The organism is Nocardioides sp. YR527, from assembly GCF_900101045.1.
GTDB lineage: Bacteria > Actinomycetota > Actinomycetes > Propionibacteriales > Nocardioidaceae > Nocardioides.
In genome coordinates, this window is sequence record NZ_FNFN01000002.1 from 265,452 (window position 1) to 279,167 (window position 13,716).

The 13,716-nt window shown below is 68.7% G+C and carries 13 protein-coding genes; 1 reads left to right on the forward strand and 12 read right to left on the reverse strand.

Going from position 1 to position 13,716, the window contains the following annotated elements; genetic code table 11:
* Positions 1-39 precede the first annotated feature (39 nt).
* The 10 genes from chvE to BLT25_RS05770 all read right to left on the reverse strand — a co-directional run bounded on the left by chvE (position 40) and on the right by BLT25_RS05770 (position 10,197).
* A complete protein-coding gene (gene chvE / locus BLT25_RS05725; RefSeq protein ID WP_091043092.1) occupies positions 40-1,104 on the reverse strand; it encodes a multiple monosaccharide ABC transporter substrate-binding protein in 1,065 nt (354 codons plus the stop codon).
* Between the two features lie 326 nt (positions 1,105-1,430).
* The gene (locus BLT25_RS05730; RefSeq protein ID WP_091043095.1) at positions 1,431-2,051 is read right to left on the reverse strand and encodes a maltokinase N-terminal cap-like domain-containing protein; all 621 of its coding nucleotides are present in this window, start codon (positions 2,049-2,051) and stop codon (positions 1,431-1,433) included.
* An 18-nt stretch (positions 2,052-2,069) separates the two neighbouring features.
* Entirely contained in the window at positions 2,070-2,402 is a 333-nt protein-coding gene (locus BLT25_RS05735) for a DUF4229 domain-containing protein (protein ID WP_091043097.1), read from the reverse strand.
* Positions 2,399-3,400 carry a c-type cytochrome biogenesis protein CcsB gene (gene ccsB, locus BLT25_RS05740; RefSeq protein ID WP_091043099.1) on the reverse strand — a complete coding sequence of 334 codons (1,002 nt, stop codon included), beginning with the start codon at positions 3,398-3,400 and terminating at the stop codon, positions 2,399-2,401. The genes BLT25_RS05735 and ccsB overlap by 4 nt, the downstream gene beginning before the upstream one ends.
* Positions 3,393-4,982, reverse strand: a complete 1,590-nt coding sequence (locus BLT25_RS05745) for a cytochrome c biogenesis protein ResB (protein WP_256328466.1) — start codon at positions 4,980-4,982, stop codon at positions 3,393-3,395. The genes ccsB and BLT25_RS05745 overlap by 8 nt, the downstream gene beginning before the upstream one ends.
* Positions 4,979-5,737, reverse strand: coding sequence for a cytochrome c biogenesis CcdA family protein (locus BLT25_RS05750; RefSeq protein ID WP_091043105.1), 759 nt, complete (start codon positions 5,735-5,737; stop codon positions 4,979-4,981). Before BLT25_RS05750 ends, BLT25_RS05745 begins: the two co-directional genes overlap by 4 nt.
* Positions 5,734-6,300, reverse strand: coding sequence for a TlpA family protein disulfide reductase (locus BLT25_RS05755; protein ID WP_091043107.1), 567 nt, complete (start codon positions 6,298-6,300; stop codon positions 5,734-5,736). The genes BLT25_RS05750 and BLT25_RS05755 overlap by 4 nt, the downstream gene beginning before the upstream one ends.
* A 35-nt stretch (positions 6,301-6,335) precedes the next feature.
* The gene (locus tag BLT25_RS05760; RefSeq protein WP_091043109.1) at positions 6,336-7,016 is read right to left on the reverse strand and encodes a histidine phosphatase family protein; all 681 of its coding nucleotides are present in this window, start codon (positions 7,014-7,016) and stop codon (positions 6,336-6,338) included.
* Positions 7,013-8,338, reverse strand: a complete 1,326-nt coding sequence (gene hemL, locus BLT25_RS05765) for a glutamate-1-semialdehyde 2,1-aminomutase (RefSeq protein ID WP_091044282.1) — start codon at positions 8,336-8,338, stop codon at positions 7,013-7,015. Before hemL ends, BLT25_RS05760 begins: the two co-directional genes overlap by 4 nt.
* 44 nt (positions 8,339-8,382) lie before the next feature.
* Positions 8,383-10,197, reverse strand: coding sequence for a LamG-like jellyroll fold domain-containing protein (locus BLT25_RS05770; protein ID WP_091043112.1), 1,815 nt, complete (start codon positions 10,195-10,197; stop codon positions 8,383-8,385).
* A 429-nt stretch (positions 10,198-10,626) separates the two neighbouring features.
* Between BLT25_RS05770 and BLT25_RS05775 the strand changes: the two genes are divergently transcribed.
* Entirely contained in the window at positions 10,627-11,886 is a 1,260-nt protein-coding gene (locus tag BLT25_RS05775; RefSeq protein ID WP_256328467.1) for a lytic transglycosylase domain-containing protein, read from the forward strand.
* A 60-nt stretch (positions 11,887-11,946) separates the two neighbouring features.
* Here the strand turns inward: BLT25_RS05775 and BLT25_RS05780 are convergent, their stop codons facing one another.
* Both BLT25_RS05780 and hemB read right to left on the reverse strand, forming a co-directional pair.
* Entirely contained in the window at positions 11,947-12,666 is a 720-nt protein-coding gene (locus tag BLT25_RS05780) for a TetR/AcrR family transcriptional regulator (RefSeq protein WP_091043114.1), read from the reverse strand.
* A 66-nt stretch (positions 12,667-12,732) separates the two neighbouring features.
* Positions 12,733-13,716, reverse strand: coding sequence for a porphobilinogen synthase (hemB, locus tag BLT25_RS05785; RefSeq protein WP_091043117.1), 984 nt, complete (start codon positions 13,714-13,716; stop codon positions 12,733-12,735).

Genomic DNA, 13,716 nt, shown 5'->3' on the forward strand with positions numbered 1-13,716 from the left:
GGTCCGGAGGGACCCGGGCCCACGCCGCGTACGGGGGTGCTACTTGATCTCGTCGGCGGTGTAGTAGTCGGAGTCGACGAGCACCTTGGTGACGTCGTCCTTGGTGACCACGACCGGGTCGAGGAGGTAGGACGGAACGACCTTCTTGCCGTTGTCGTAGGTCTCGGTGTCGTTGACCTCGGGCTCCTCGCCCGCACCGACGGCGACGATCATGTCGACGGTCACCTTGGCGAGCTCGCGGGTGTCCTTGAAGATCGTGGAGTACTGCTCACCGGCGTTGATCGACTTCACCGACTGCACCTCGGCGTCCTGACCGGTCACGACCGGGAGGTCGGCGGTGGTGTAGCCGTTGCCCTTGAGCGCGGCGATGATGCCGAGCGAGAGGCCGTCGTAGGGCGAGAGCACGCCCTGGACCTTCGTGGAGGCGTACGTCTTGGTCAGGATGTCCTCCATGCGCTTCTGCGCGGTGGCGGGGTCCCAGCGCAGGATCGCGGCCTGCTTGAAGTCCGTCTGACCGGAGGGGATGACGATCTCGCCGGACTTGATCAGCGGCTCGAGCACCGACATGGCGCCGTCCCAGAAGAAGGTGGCGTTGTTGTCGTCGGGCGAACCACCGAAGAGCTCGACGTTGTAGGGGCCCTCGCCCTTGGCCTTCAGGCCCTCGACGAGCGAGGTCGCCTGCTGCACGCCGACCTGGAAGTTGTCGAAGGTCGAGTAGTAGTCGACGGCCTCGGTGTCGCGGATGAGGCGGTCGTAGCTGATGACCGGGATCTCCTGCGAGTCGGCGGTCTCGAGGACCTCGCCGAGCGCGGTGCCGTCGATGGCCGCGACCACCAGGACGTCGACGCCCTTGGTGACCATGTTCTCGACCTGGGAGACCTGGGTCGGGATGTCGTCCTCGGCGTACTGCAGGTCGACCTTGTAGCCCTCGGCCTCGAGCTGCTTCTTGATGTTGTTGCCGTCTGCGATCCAGCGCTCCGAGGACTTGGTCGGCATGGCCACACCGACGGTGCCCTTGTCGCCGCCCTCGCCGCCGTCGCCGCCGCATGCCGCGAGGCCGAGCGCAAGCGCTGCCGCGGTGATCGTGGTGAGTACCTTGCGCACTTACCTGCTCCATTTCATCTACGGCCGCGTCGGTAGGCCTACGCGCCGCTGTCGGGGGTGCCGGAGACCGGCGCACGGGCCGGTTCCCAGGTGAGTCACATCACAGATGTGAACGCTCACATCGAGACAGGCTGCCTCCTCATGTCCGAATGCGTCAAGTGCAGGACGACGATGTTTCCGACTCGTGACTTACGGGAGGCTCCGTTGATCATCTCCGCCCGCACAGGCAATCCACAGACAACCCGTCGCGCCGGTACGACGGGACGCTCCGGTCGGTCTACCGACGGGTAACGGACAGAAACGTCCCGTCGTACCCGAGACCGCGATCAGAGGTGGGTGACCGCCACCAGCGCGCCCGACCCGCCCGGCCAGGCAACCGTGATCGACTCGTCGCCTTCAGCCTCGGAGCCGTCGGCGACGCGCTTCACCGTGACCGTGAAACCACCGGCCTCGACGCGGGGCGTGGCGCCGTGGGAGCGGATGGTGACACCGTCGAGGTGCGGCACCGCGTCAGGGGACCACGAGCCGGTGCCGACCGCGGTGACGACGGTATCGCGGCGCTCGACCAGCCGGCCCTGGTCGTAGACGTCCATCGGCTCCTGGGTCGCACCGGTGAGCGCCGCAGCCAGGAGCGCCCGGACGGCCACCGGGTCGGCGCAGGCGTCGTAGACGTAGCGCGTGCCCAGCGCCGAGTGCTCGGTGGTCGCCATCAGGAAGTCCTCGGCGCCGTCGAGAGGCGCCTCCCGGTAGGAGACCGGGAGGTGGACGACGGACTCGCCGACCTCGAGGAGCACGCACTCGATCCCGACCCTTCCGGCCGGATCGTCGAACCGGTAGGAGCCGATCATGCTCGCCAGGTCACCCTCGCACCACGTCTGGGTGGCGAGCCAGGCGCCGAAGATCTCGTTCTTCGACGGGGTCAGCGTGGCCTTGTGAACAATCGACATGACCCGTTATCTACCAGGTCAGGACACCTTGTGGCTATCGCCTTCGCCGTTCGAGGAAGCGTCGGTCCCGGAACCGGCCTCGGAGTCGATCTCGGAGTCGATCTCGGCATCCTCCTTGGCGCGGGCGGCGTCGACCGCCTTCGCGGCCCGGGCCTCGACCTTCTCGGCGAAGGCCCGGCGCTGCGGGTCGAGCACGAAGAAGGACAGCACGCCGCTGATCACGAACGCGACGATCACCGCAAGGAAGATGTCGACCTCGCCGGCAACCAGCGCCCAGACACCGGCGACGATGCCGAAGGTGGCGACCAGCGACAGCAGCCGCAGGCCGGTGTAGATCCAGAACTCTTTCATCGTGAGGCTCCCTCGGTGAGCTCGACGACCGCCGGGGCTGCGGGCGCAGCGTACGAGTGCTGCGAGGTCGAGGAGAAGTAGTTGATGCCGATGAAGTTGAACCACAGCGTGGCCAGCCCGATCAGCGCCACGATCGCGGCCTTCTTGCCCTTCCACCCGGCGGTCGCGCGGGCATGCAGGTAGCCGGCGTAGACGACCCAGGTGATGAACGCCCAGACCTCCTTGGGGTCCCAGTTCCAGTAGGAGCCCCAGGCCTCGTGGGCCCAGATCGGACCGGAGATCAGCACCCCGAAGGTCCAGACGGGGAACGCGAAGGCATGGATCCGGTAGGAGACCCGGTCGAGGTTGTCGAGGTCGGGCACCCGCGCCAGCAGGGCGGCGTCGGGGAAGCGCGCCTTGAGGAGGTACGTCACCGAGGCGATGCCGCCCAGCGTGAACCCGCCGGTGGCGATGATCGCCGCGATGACGTGGATGACGAGCCAGTAGGAGTTGAGCGCCTCGGTCAGCGGCGCGACCGGCTCGTAGAGCCCGACCACGGCCAGCATCAGCACCACGACCGTGAAGCCGAGCACCCACGGCGCCATCCAGGACAGCTTCAGCCGCCGGTGGAGAGCGACGTACGCGGCGGCGACCACGAACGAGCCGGAGATCGTGAACTCGTACATGTTGCCCCACGGCACCCGGTTGGGGTCGGCGGCCATCCCACGGCCGACCAGCGCGACCAGGTGGCAGGCCACCGCGATCGCGGTCAGCAGCAGGCTGAGGCGTCCGAAGAGGGCGGCCCGCTGCTCGCGTACGGCTGCGGCAGGGTTCGTCGGGGCGTCGGCCTCGTCGGCCGGCGCACCGGCGCCGACGAGCTCCTTCTCCGCGACCGCGGCCCTGGCGCGCGACTGCCAGGCCGACCACTCGACCAGCGCGCAGAGCAGCGCCAGGAAGTAGACGACTCCGGCGGCCGTGATGGCCTGGTTGCTGAGAACGCCCCAGGTGTGGTCAGACATCCTTCTCCTCCTGTGTTCGCGCGCCTCGTAAGGTCTCCGCAAGGCCGGTGACGACGGCAGCGGTGTCTCCACCGCCGGAGCGGTCGAGAGCGGCGATCTCGACCAGTGTGCGCCCATCGACGCGGCGGGCGCGAACCCACACCCGTCGCGAGCGGATGAAGAGCGACCCGAGCAGACCGACCAGGGCGAGCGAGACGCCGAGGAGTGCCCACTCCTTCCCGGGCGACTTCGAGATCTGCACCCGGTTCCACTGCTGGACGTCGTCGAAGGAGACCGACCCCAGGCCGTCGGGGAGCTCGGCCGTCTCCCCCAAGCGCAGGTTGAACGCCTTGCCGGTCTCGTCGGGCGACATCATGTTGGCCTTGGAGGTGTCGAGCGCGTAGACCGACTGGGGCCCGGCGTCGAGGTTGAGGTCGCCCCGGAAGCCCTGCAGCGAGAGCATCGCGTGCGAACCGTCGCCGATGTCGCCCATCAGGTTGACCGGCTCGCCGTCGACCGTGCCCTCGAAGGGGTAGAACAGCCCCTGGAAGCCGATCTCCTCGGGCGAGGCGTACGGGGCCTTCACGACCCCGAAGGAGAGCAGGTTCTGGCTCTGCGGGAGGAAGATCGTCGGGCCGGAGTAGGCGACGTTGCCCTCGCCGTCGCGCACGGTGATCACCGGTGCGTAGCCGTGGGCGAGCAGGAAGACGTCGGTGCTGCCGATGGTCAGCGGGTGGTTGACCCTGAGGTCATAGGTCTTCTCGTCGCTCGAACCCGCCGTGTAGCGGATCTTCGAGTTGAACCCGCGCGCGGTCCCGGCGCCCGCGCCGGTGCTGAGCCACTCGGCCTTGAAGTCGTCGATCTTGAAGCTGAAGTCGTCGAGATCCTCGGGAGCGAAGAGCGAGCCCGACTTGAAGTCGTCGTACTGCGAGAGCTCGTTGGCGAAGCCGTACTCCTCCCCCACCAGCACGATCACGCCGCCCTTGTAGCCGAACAGGCTCCCGGTCGCGAACGCGACCAGCACGATGATCAGCGACATGTGGAAGATCAGGTTGCCGGCCTCGCGCAGATAGCCCTTCTCCGCCGAGACGGACTCGCCGTCATCGTCTTTCCGGATGCGGTAGCCGCGGAGCTGCTTGCGCGCCGCGGCGAGCACCTCGGCGGGCTCCTCGTCGGTGACGTACGTCGTGGAGTCGGGCAGCCGGGTCAGCTTTGCCGGGGTCGCCGGCGGCTGGGCGCGCATGGCCCGCGCGTAGACGAGGCACCGCGGGATGATGCAGCCGACCAGGGAGACCATCAGCAGCAGGTAGATCGCGGCGAACCACGGCGTCGAGTAGACGTTGAAGAGCCCGAGCTTCTCGTAGATCGGCGTCAGCGTCGTGTGCGCCTCGCGCCACTGGTCGGCCTTGAGCGAGTCGACCCCGTCCTGCGGGATCAGCGACCCGGGGACGGCCGCGAGCGCGAGCAGCAGCAGCAGGATCAGTGCCGTACGCATCGAGGTCAGCTGACGCCAGCCCCAGCGTGCCAGCTCGCGGGCGTTCAGCTCGCCCGGGCGCCGTACGCCTTCGTTCTTCTCCTGGTCGGGAGCCGAGGTAGTGCTCACAGCGCGATGCCCTCCCAACGCTGGACGAGCTGGACCTGCAGCCACTGGACGCCGTTGTCCCACCAACCGGTGAGCATGGCGATGCCGATCAGGATCATCAGTACGCCGCCGATGATCGTGATCGCGCGGGTGTGCCGGCGGAACCAGGTCAGCGCGACCGTCGCCTTGCGCCACATCACCGCGACGAGCACGAACGGGATGCCGAGCCCGAGCGCGTAGACCGCGAGCAGCAGGCCGCCGCGGGCGGCGGTGCCCTGGTCCCAGGCGAGGCCGGCGATGACACCGAGCGTCGGACCGGTGCACGGGGTCCAGGCGAGCCCGAAGAGGAAGCCGAGCAGCGGCGCCGCGGCCAGCCCGACGGCCGGCACCTTGTGGAACTTCAGGTCACGCTGCAGCAGCGGGATGAAGCCCATGAACGCGACGCCCATGATGATCGAGAGCACGCCGAGCACCTTGGTGCCGGTCTGCTGGAACTCGAGCAGCTTGTAGGCGATCCCGCCCACGGTGATGCCCATCAGGACGAAGACGACCGAGAATCCGGCGACGAAGAGCAGCGACCCGGCGAGCATGCGGCCACGGCGTACGTCACCGGACGCGAGGTCGGCGCCGGACAGGCCGGTGGCGTAGGAGAGGTAGCCCGGGAGCATGGGCAGCGTGCACGGCGAGACGAACGAGAGGAACCCGGCCAGCAGCGCGACCGGGATCGCCAGCATCAGCGACCCGCTCCCGGCGGTGCTCGCGAACCAGTCCGTCACGACGGTTCACCCGCCGAGGTGATGAGCTCGTCGAGCGTACGAGCCGAGGGGATCTCGCCGCGGATCAGCGCCGCGACGCGCCCCTCGGTGTCGAGGATCGCGGTGGCCGGGATGGCGCGGGGCGCCAAGGAGCCCTTGAGGGCGAGGACTGCGGACCCGTCGGGCGAATAGACCGAGGGATAGCCGATGCCGTAGTGCCGCTCGAACGCTTGCCCCTGGGCGGCCGAGGCGTCGCGGGTGTTGAGCCCCACGAAGGCGACCTCGTCGCCCAGCTCCTCATAGGCGGCCTGGAGCATCGGCATCTCCTTGCGGCACGGCGCGCAGCCGGTCCACCACACGTTGAGCACCGTGACCTTGCCCCGGGTGTCGGCCAGGTCGAACGGCTTGCCCTCGAGGGTCTCGCCGGTGAGCTCGACCGGCTCCCCGCGATCGGCGACCGGGATCTCCTGGGTGCGGCCGTCACCGGAGATGTAGCCCGCTTCGTTCGTGCCGGTCTGCCCACACGCGGCCAGCAGCCCCACCGTCACCAAGGTGAGGAGGAGGCCACCCAACTTCTTACGCACGCGCAGGACTCTTCCTGACAAACCTGAGAGACCCGTTAATCTTCGTCCATGTCGCCGGCCGAGAACGGCGCGTACTTGTCCTTCGCGGGCAGCATGTCGCCGGCCGGCTCGCTGTAGGAGAGCGCGACGAACTCGTCGTCGACGAAGTGCAGCGAGGTCAGCGAGCACAGCGCGCACTGGCGGCGGCGCGGGTCGTGCAGGAAGCTGCGGCCCTCGATGTGGAGCCGGGTGGTCCAGATCGGCAGCTGATGGGAGACGATGACCGCCTCGTGGCCCTTGGCCATATCCCGGGCGTCGTGGATCGCGGCCATCATCCTGGCCACGATCTCCAGGTAGGGCTCACCCCACGACGGCTTGAGCGGGTTGAGCAGCTTCGGCCAGACCTTGGGGTCCTTCAGCGGCCCCATGCCGTCCTTGAAGCTCTTGCCGACGAAGAGGTTCTCCGACTCGAGCACCCGCTCGTCGAGCGAGATGTCGACGCCGAGCGCCTTCGCCAACGGCCCGGCCGTCTGCTGGGCGCGCTCGAGCGGGCTGGAGATGACGTGGGTGATGTCCTGCCCGGCGATCCGGTCGGCGACCCGCTCGGCCATCCGCAGGCCGAGCTCGGAGAGGTTGAACCCGGGTCGGCGCCCGTAGAGGATGCCCTCCGGGTTGTGCACCTCACCGTGGCGCAGCAGGTGAACCGTGGTCTCGATGCCATGTGCCTGGGACGTCATGCCTTCACCTTTACAGCAGCCTCGGCGGCGTACGGAATCGCCTCCGTGATCTGGGAGATCGCCCGCTCATCGTGGGCGGACGAGAGGAACCAGGCCTCGTAGGCGCTCGGCGGCAGGTAGACGCCCCGATCGAGCATGGCATGGAAGAACGCCTTGTACGCCGCCTCGTCGGTGGTCTTGGCCTCGTCGAAGTTGCGCACCGACCTGTCGGTGAAGAAGACCGAGAACATCGTGCCGGTGGACTGGATGACGTACGGGAGACCGACCTTGGTGAAGCTCTCCTCGATGGCGGCCTTCACGACGTCGGCGGCCTTGGTGATGTGGTCGTAGACCTCGTCGGTCGCCAGGCGCAGCGTGGTGAGGCCGGCGGTGGTCGCCACCGGGTTCCCGGAGAGCGTGCCGGCCTGGTAGACCGGCCCGTCCGGGCTGAGCGAGCCCATCACGTCGGCGCGGCCGCCGAAGGCCGCCGCCGGGAAGCCGCCACCCATCACCTTGCCGAAGGTGACCAGGTCGGGCGTCCAGCCCTCGTGCTTGCCGTCCAGGCCCCACTGCCCCTGCTTGCTGGCCCGGAACCCGGTCATCACCTCGTCGGAGATGAACAGCGCGCCGTTCGCCGTGCAGGTGGTCGCGAGGAACTCGTTGAACCCGGGCTCCGGCGGGACGACGCCCATGTTGCCCGGCGAGGCCTCGGTGATCAGGCAAGCCACCCGGCCCTGGTAGGTCTCGAAGGCGGCGGTCACCGCGGCCCGGTCGTTGTAGGGCAGCACGACCGTGAGCTCGGTGCTGCTCTCGGGCACGCCCGGGGTGCCGGGGATCGCGTGCGTGACCAGCCCGGAGCCGGCGCTGGCGAGGAGCGAGTCGACGTGGCCGTGGTAGTTGCCGGCGAACTTGAGGATCACGTCGCGCCCGGTGAACCCTCGTGCCAGCCGAATGGCCGACATCGTCGCCTCGGTGCCGCTGCTGACGAACCGCACCTTCTCGACCGGCGCCCGCTCGACGATCGCCTCGGCGAGCTCGACCTCGGGAGTGGTCGGGGTCCCGTAGGACGTGCCCCGGGCAACGGCCTCCAGGACCGCGGCCTGGACCTCCGGATGGGCATGGCCCAGCAGCATCGGGCCCCAGGAGCAGATCAGGTCGACGTACTCGTTCCCGTCGACGTCGGTCAGCCACGCCCCCTTCGCCTCCCGGATGAAACGCGGCGTCCCGCCCACCGCGTTGAAGGCGCGCACGGGCGAGTTCACTCCGCCCGGCGTCACGGCCTTCGCGCGGGCGAAGAGCGCTTCGGATGCCGCTGCGGACAGGGTGGGAACATCGGTAGGCACGGCGCCATTCTCGCCGAGACCACCCCGGATCCCCACTTTCGGCCTCACTCGTTGGCGCCAGCAGCCCCTGGAGGCAGACCCGGATCGGCGTTGGAGATGTCGTTGATGCTGAGCGGACCGGCGTACTGCCACACGCCGCCGAGTTCGCCGGCGAGCGGGGCGGCCGGGCCTCCGAGGCCGGTGGTCGTCGTCCCGTTCCCGACCTCGAAACCACCGCGCGCGGTCCACGGCGTCGTGAACGACGCCTCCGGCATCTCGCCCTCGGCACTGCCGTCACCGAACTCCGGGGGAAACCCGTTGCGATAGATCTCGATCTGCCGGTCCTCGGCGTTGTAGACGCCGATCACGACGTTGACGTCGTCAGGCACCCAGACGTCGGCACGCACCTCCGCGACCTCGGCGTCGGCGTGATCACTCTCGGCCATGCGGAAGTAGAACTGCCCGCCGGACCCATCACTCTTGACGCGATAGCCGAGCGTCCACGCGGCGGCGTCCTCACCTGCCTGTTGAGCGATCACGCCCGACCGCGTCGGGTCGGTGAGCCGAACGGATGCGGCGACCGAGAACGACACAGCCGAGTCGGTCACCGGGTGCTCCGACGTGATGCTCTGTTCGGGCGCGCCCGGCAATGCCAGGACGGCACCCGGGAGGTACTGGTCACCAGCGCCCTCGACGCTGAGCTGGGCACCGTACGAACGATCGGTCAGTACGCCGGACTCGACCGTGTCGGTGCCGACCCCGAGGTTCCACTCCGCGGCCATGCTGGTCGCATACCCCTCGTTGGTCTCCAACGACACGCGCTCGGCGATCACGGCCCCGGAGGCCGCGTTGTCCCAGATCCCGACCTCGTCGACCGTCGCGGTGGCGCAGCCGGCCGCGGCGAGGGACGCACTGCCGCAACCCAACCTCCAGTCGGTGCTGTCCCACGCGTCCGCGGTGTAGGCCACGCTCGATCGAGCCACACCGTCGACCCAGAGCGTGAGCTCGTCGGCAGCCGCCCGATAGGTGACCGCGAGGTGCGTCCATGCGCCCCGGATGCCGGGCGCCGAGGCGAGCTCGGCATCCGTCGCGGAACGGCGGCCGGCGACCCAGCTGGCGGTCTCCGCGTCGTACCCGATCTCGAGCGCATCGCCTTCGGGGGACACGGCGGAGACCAGGGTCATGGACTCGGCCGCCTCGACGTGCGCCCACAGCGCGACGGTGAAGTCATCGGCGGTCGAGATCCCGGCGGTCGAGATCCCGGCGGTCGTCGCGGTCGCAGGCGCCCCAGCGTCGAACCGCAGCCCGACGTCGTCGCGTCCGAGCAGCGAGGTCCCGGCACCTCCGAGGTCCAGCTCGCCGGATTCAGGGTCCGCGCCTGTGTTGGCACCAGGAGCGCTGGCGTCGTTGAAGGACCACTCCACCAGGGGCTCGTTGCGCGGCACGAAGAAGTCATAGCTCGCGAAGGAGCCCCACTGGCCAGCCCTGTCCCGGGCTTGGACGCTCAGCCTTCGTACACCGCTCTCCGCCGAGGTGAGCTCGATGGATCGCGGCCTTCCGGCCACTGTCGCGACGGGCTCGCTCAGGCCCGAGGGCTCGTCGCCGGTCGCACCCAGGATCGCCCATCGGTAGGCGTCCACATCGACGTCCCCCGCGGCGGCCTTCAGCTCGAAGGTTCCGGTCTCGCCGACGTGGTTGCCGGTGTGGGGACAGACCGTGGGCGTCTCGACGGACCCGCATTCGGGGAAGTCGAGGCTCGACACGACCGGCGCGAGCGGCACGGCGTCGACGGGTGCGGCCAGCGCGGCTCCCGGGGCCAGGGATCCGGCCGCCAGCAGAGCGCCGAGACCAGCAACAAGGAGCGACGACGCGGGACGCATGGGGGAACTCCTGACTCCGGGGGATGCGAAGGGCGGCGGTCCGGTCCAGGGGGCCGGCGCAGCGCACGGAATCTACGCAACGTCGTTACGTGTTTCCCTCGTTTGGCCATCCCGTTCCAGACCTGTGGCACTACGGTTACCGACATGGCGTGGCGACTCCCGACGCGAAGGACCTGCTCCGTCATCCAACGTGACACTGTTCACATGCAGATCCGGCTGATAATCTACAGTCGTTAGATAAACAAGTTTCGGGATTCAGCGTCACAGACCACGACAACCTGCGTCTCATCAGCGTCTCGTTAACTGGAACGCAATGTGTCAGTAAAACGTGACGCGCGTAACTTTGACGTGAGACGGTTCGTTGTAAGCCTTGCGATATGGGGAGCAAGACCCGGGGCGTTCCATCTCGGGGATTGAGAGGGAGATTCGATGTCCGCTACGCGCTACAACCGCCTTCAGAAGGCGACGGCGCTCGTTCCGCTCGCGCTGTTGAGCGCGGCCTGGACGGTCAATGTCACCGGTCTGACGCAGTCGAGTGCCACCGCATCAGGGACCAGGTATGACGACGCGTTCAGCCTGCCCGACGGGACATCGGTCCCGACCGAGGCGATCGAGGCGCCGGCCAGCGTGTCGGCCTCGACCAACGAGGGCGACAAGTCGCTGCCGGGGACGGCCAGCACTGCCGGCATCCCGTCCGCCGCGCTCGCCGCCTATCAGCGAGCGGCCACGGTCATCAACGCCGCCGACGCCGCCTGCAAGATCGACTGGCCGCTGATCGCCGCGATCGGGCGGGTCGAGTCCAACCACGGTCGCGCCAACGACAACCGTCTCAGCGCCGAGGGCGTCTCCACCCCCGGCATCTACGGGGTGCCGCTCAACGGCAAGGGCAACGTCTCCCAGATCACCGACACCGACGGTGGACAGTACGACGGTGACACCAGCTACGACCGCGCGGTCGGTCCGATGCAGTTCATCCCCTCCACCTGGGCGATGGTCGGCGTGGACGCCGACGGTGACGGCAAGCGCAACCCGCAGGACATCAACGACGCCGCCCTCGCGAGCGCCGTCTACCTCTGCTCCGGCGACGACGACCTCTCCACCGACCAGGGCGCGCGGGCAGCGGTCTTCCGCTACAACCACAGCCAGTCGTACGTCACGACGGTGCTCGGTGTCGCCGAGGCCTACCGCTCCGGTGACTTCACCTCGATCCCGAACAGCACGATCCCGGTCGACTACGCGATCCCGCGGATGGAGGCTCCCAAGTCTTCGAAGCAGAAGGGCCACGAGCTCCGCGCAGGCGGCCAGCAGGCCGGCCCGCGCGGCGGCTCCTCGCAGGCTCCGTCCAACCCGTCCAGCGAGGCTCCTTCCGGAGAGACTCCTGGTGGGAGCACCGGCGGCGGCACCGGTGGCGGCGGCGGTGACGACGGCGGCGCCACCACCGACCCGGGGAAGGTGCTGGAGCCGGTGACCAAGCCGGTCGAGAAGGTGGTCGCGACCGTCGGCGAGCTCACCACGGTCTGCACCAACGCGGTGGTCGACCAGCTCGGCTCCGTTCTCGCCCGCACCGTCCCGCAGAGCACGATCGCCGACTGCGTGGCACAGCTGCAGGGGAAGACCCTGACCGAGGCCACCGATGCGGTCGGCGGCATCCTGACAGGCCTGCTGAGGCTGCTCGGACTCGTCAAGTAGTCCCGAGCCATATGCGAAGGGCCCCGCCATCCGGCGGGGCCCTTCGCATGTCCAGGGCGCTCAGGCGGCGGGCTCGTCGTCCTCGTACTCGGTGACGAAGGCCCGGCCGGCCTCGCGGACCGCGGCCAGGGAGGACGCGTCTGCGAGCAGGGAGCTGAGGTGGTAGTCGGCGACCGACTCGGCCAGGGCAGCAGAGTTTGCAGAGGCCTTCTCCTCGTCGCGCCGGCCGTGCCAGAGCCGGTGCTGGGCACCTTCGTTGAGCGAGAGCAGCATCAGCGCGGTCGCGGCCGGGTCGGTCTGACGCAGCTCACCGCTGTCGACGCCCAGCGCGAGGAGCTGGGCGGCCGCGTCGCGGAGCTTGTCGCCGTCCTCCTCGAAGCCCGCGAAGACCTGCGGCTGCGCGAGCGCGGCCACCTCCAGCTCGTAGAAGTCGAGCGGGGCGGTGCACAGCTGACGGACGTCGGTGTAGAGGAAGGCGTAGAGCCGCGGAGCGACCGGACCGTCCTCCTCGAGAAGCTTCTCCGCGAGGGTGAGCGACTCGCGGTTCTTCTCCATCAAGGCGGAGAGGATCTCCTCCTTGGACTTGTAGTAGTAGTACATCGAGGACTGGCGCAGTCCGACGCACTCGGCGATCTGGCTGATCGTCGTCGCCGCGACCCCTTGAGCGGTGAAAAGCCTGGATGCCTCTTTGAGGATCTCTTCCCGCGGGTTCGCCGAATCACGTCCACTGTTGCGCGGCCGACCGGTGCGCTTGGGGCTGGCCAACTCTCGATTGGTCACGGGCTGCAGTCTACTCTCAGGATATGTTCCACGTCACAGAGCTGAGCGGCTGATCCGACGAGAACGTCAGCCTCGCAGCCAGCCAGCCGCTTCGGTGGCCCAGTAGGTCAGAATGACGTCCGCGCCCGCCCTCTTGAAGGCGGTGAGTGTCTCCAGGATCGCCGGTTCGCGGTCGATCCAGCCGTTCGCGGCAGCGGCTTCCAACATCGAGTACTCCCCTGAGATGTTGTACGCAGCCACCGGAACATCGACAGACTCACGCACTCGCTGCAGGACGTCGAGATACGGGAGCCCGGGCTTGACCATCACGATATCGGCACCCTCAGCGACGTCAAGGAGCGCCTCGCGGACGCCCTCCAGCCCGTTGGCGGGATCCTGCTGGTAGGTGCGCCGGTCGCCCTTGAGCGCGGAGTCGACCGCCTCGCGGAACGGGCCGTAGAAGGCCGAGGCGTACTTCGCGGAGTAGGCGAGGATCGAGACGTCGGTGTGGCCGGCGCCGTCGAGCGCGGCGCGGGTCACCGCGACCTGCCCGTCCATCATCCCGGACGGGCCGACCATGTGGACGCCGGCCTCGGCGTGTGCGATCGCCATCTGGGCGTAGATCTCGAGGGTGGCGTCGTTGTCGACGGAGCCGTCCTCGGCGAGCACACCGCAGTGACCGTGATCGGTGAACTCGTCCAGGCACAGGTCGCTCATCACAGTGAGCGCGTCGCCCACCTCGGAGACGACGTCGGCGATGGCCACGTTGAGGATGCCGTCGGGGTCGAGCGCTCCCGAGCCCACGGCGTCCTTCGTCTCCGGGACACCGAAGAGCATGATGCCGCCGATGCCGGCGGACGCAGCCTCGGCCGCCGCCTTCCGCAGCGACTCCCGGCTGTGCTGGACGACGCCGGGCATCGTCGAGATCGGGACGGGTTCACCGATCCCCTCCCGCACGAACGCGGGCAGGATCAGGTTGGCGGGGCGTACGGCCGTCTCCGCGACCATCCGCCGCATGATCGGCGTGCGGCGCAGCCGGCGGGGACGGATCACGGGCTTCTCGATGCTCAT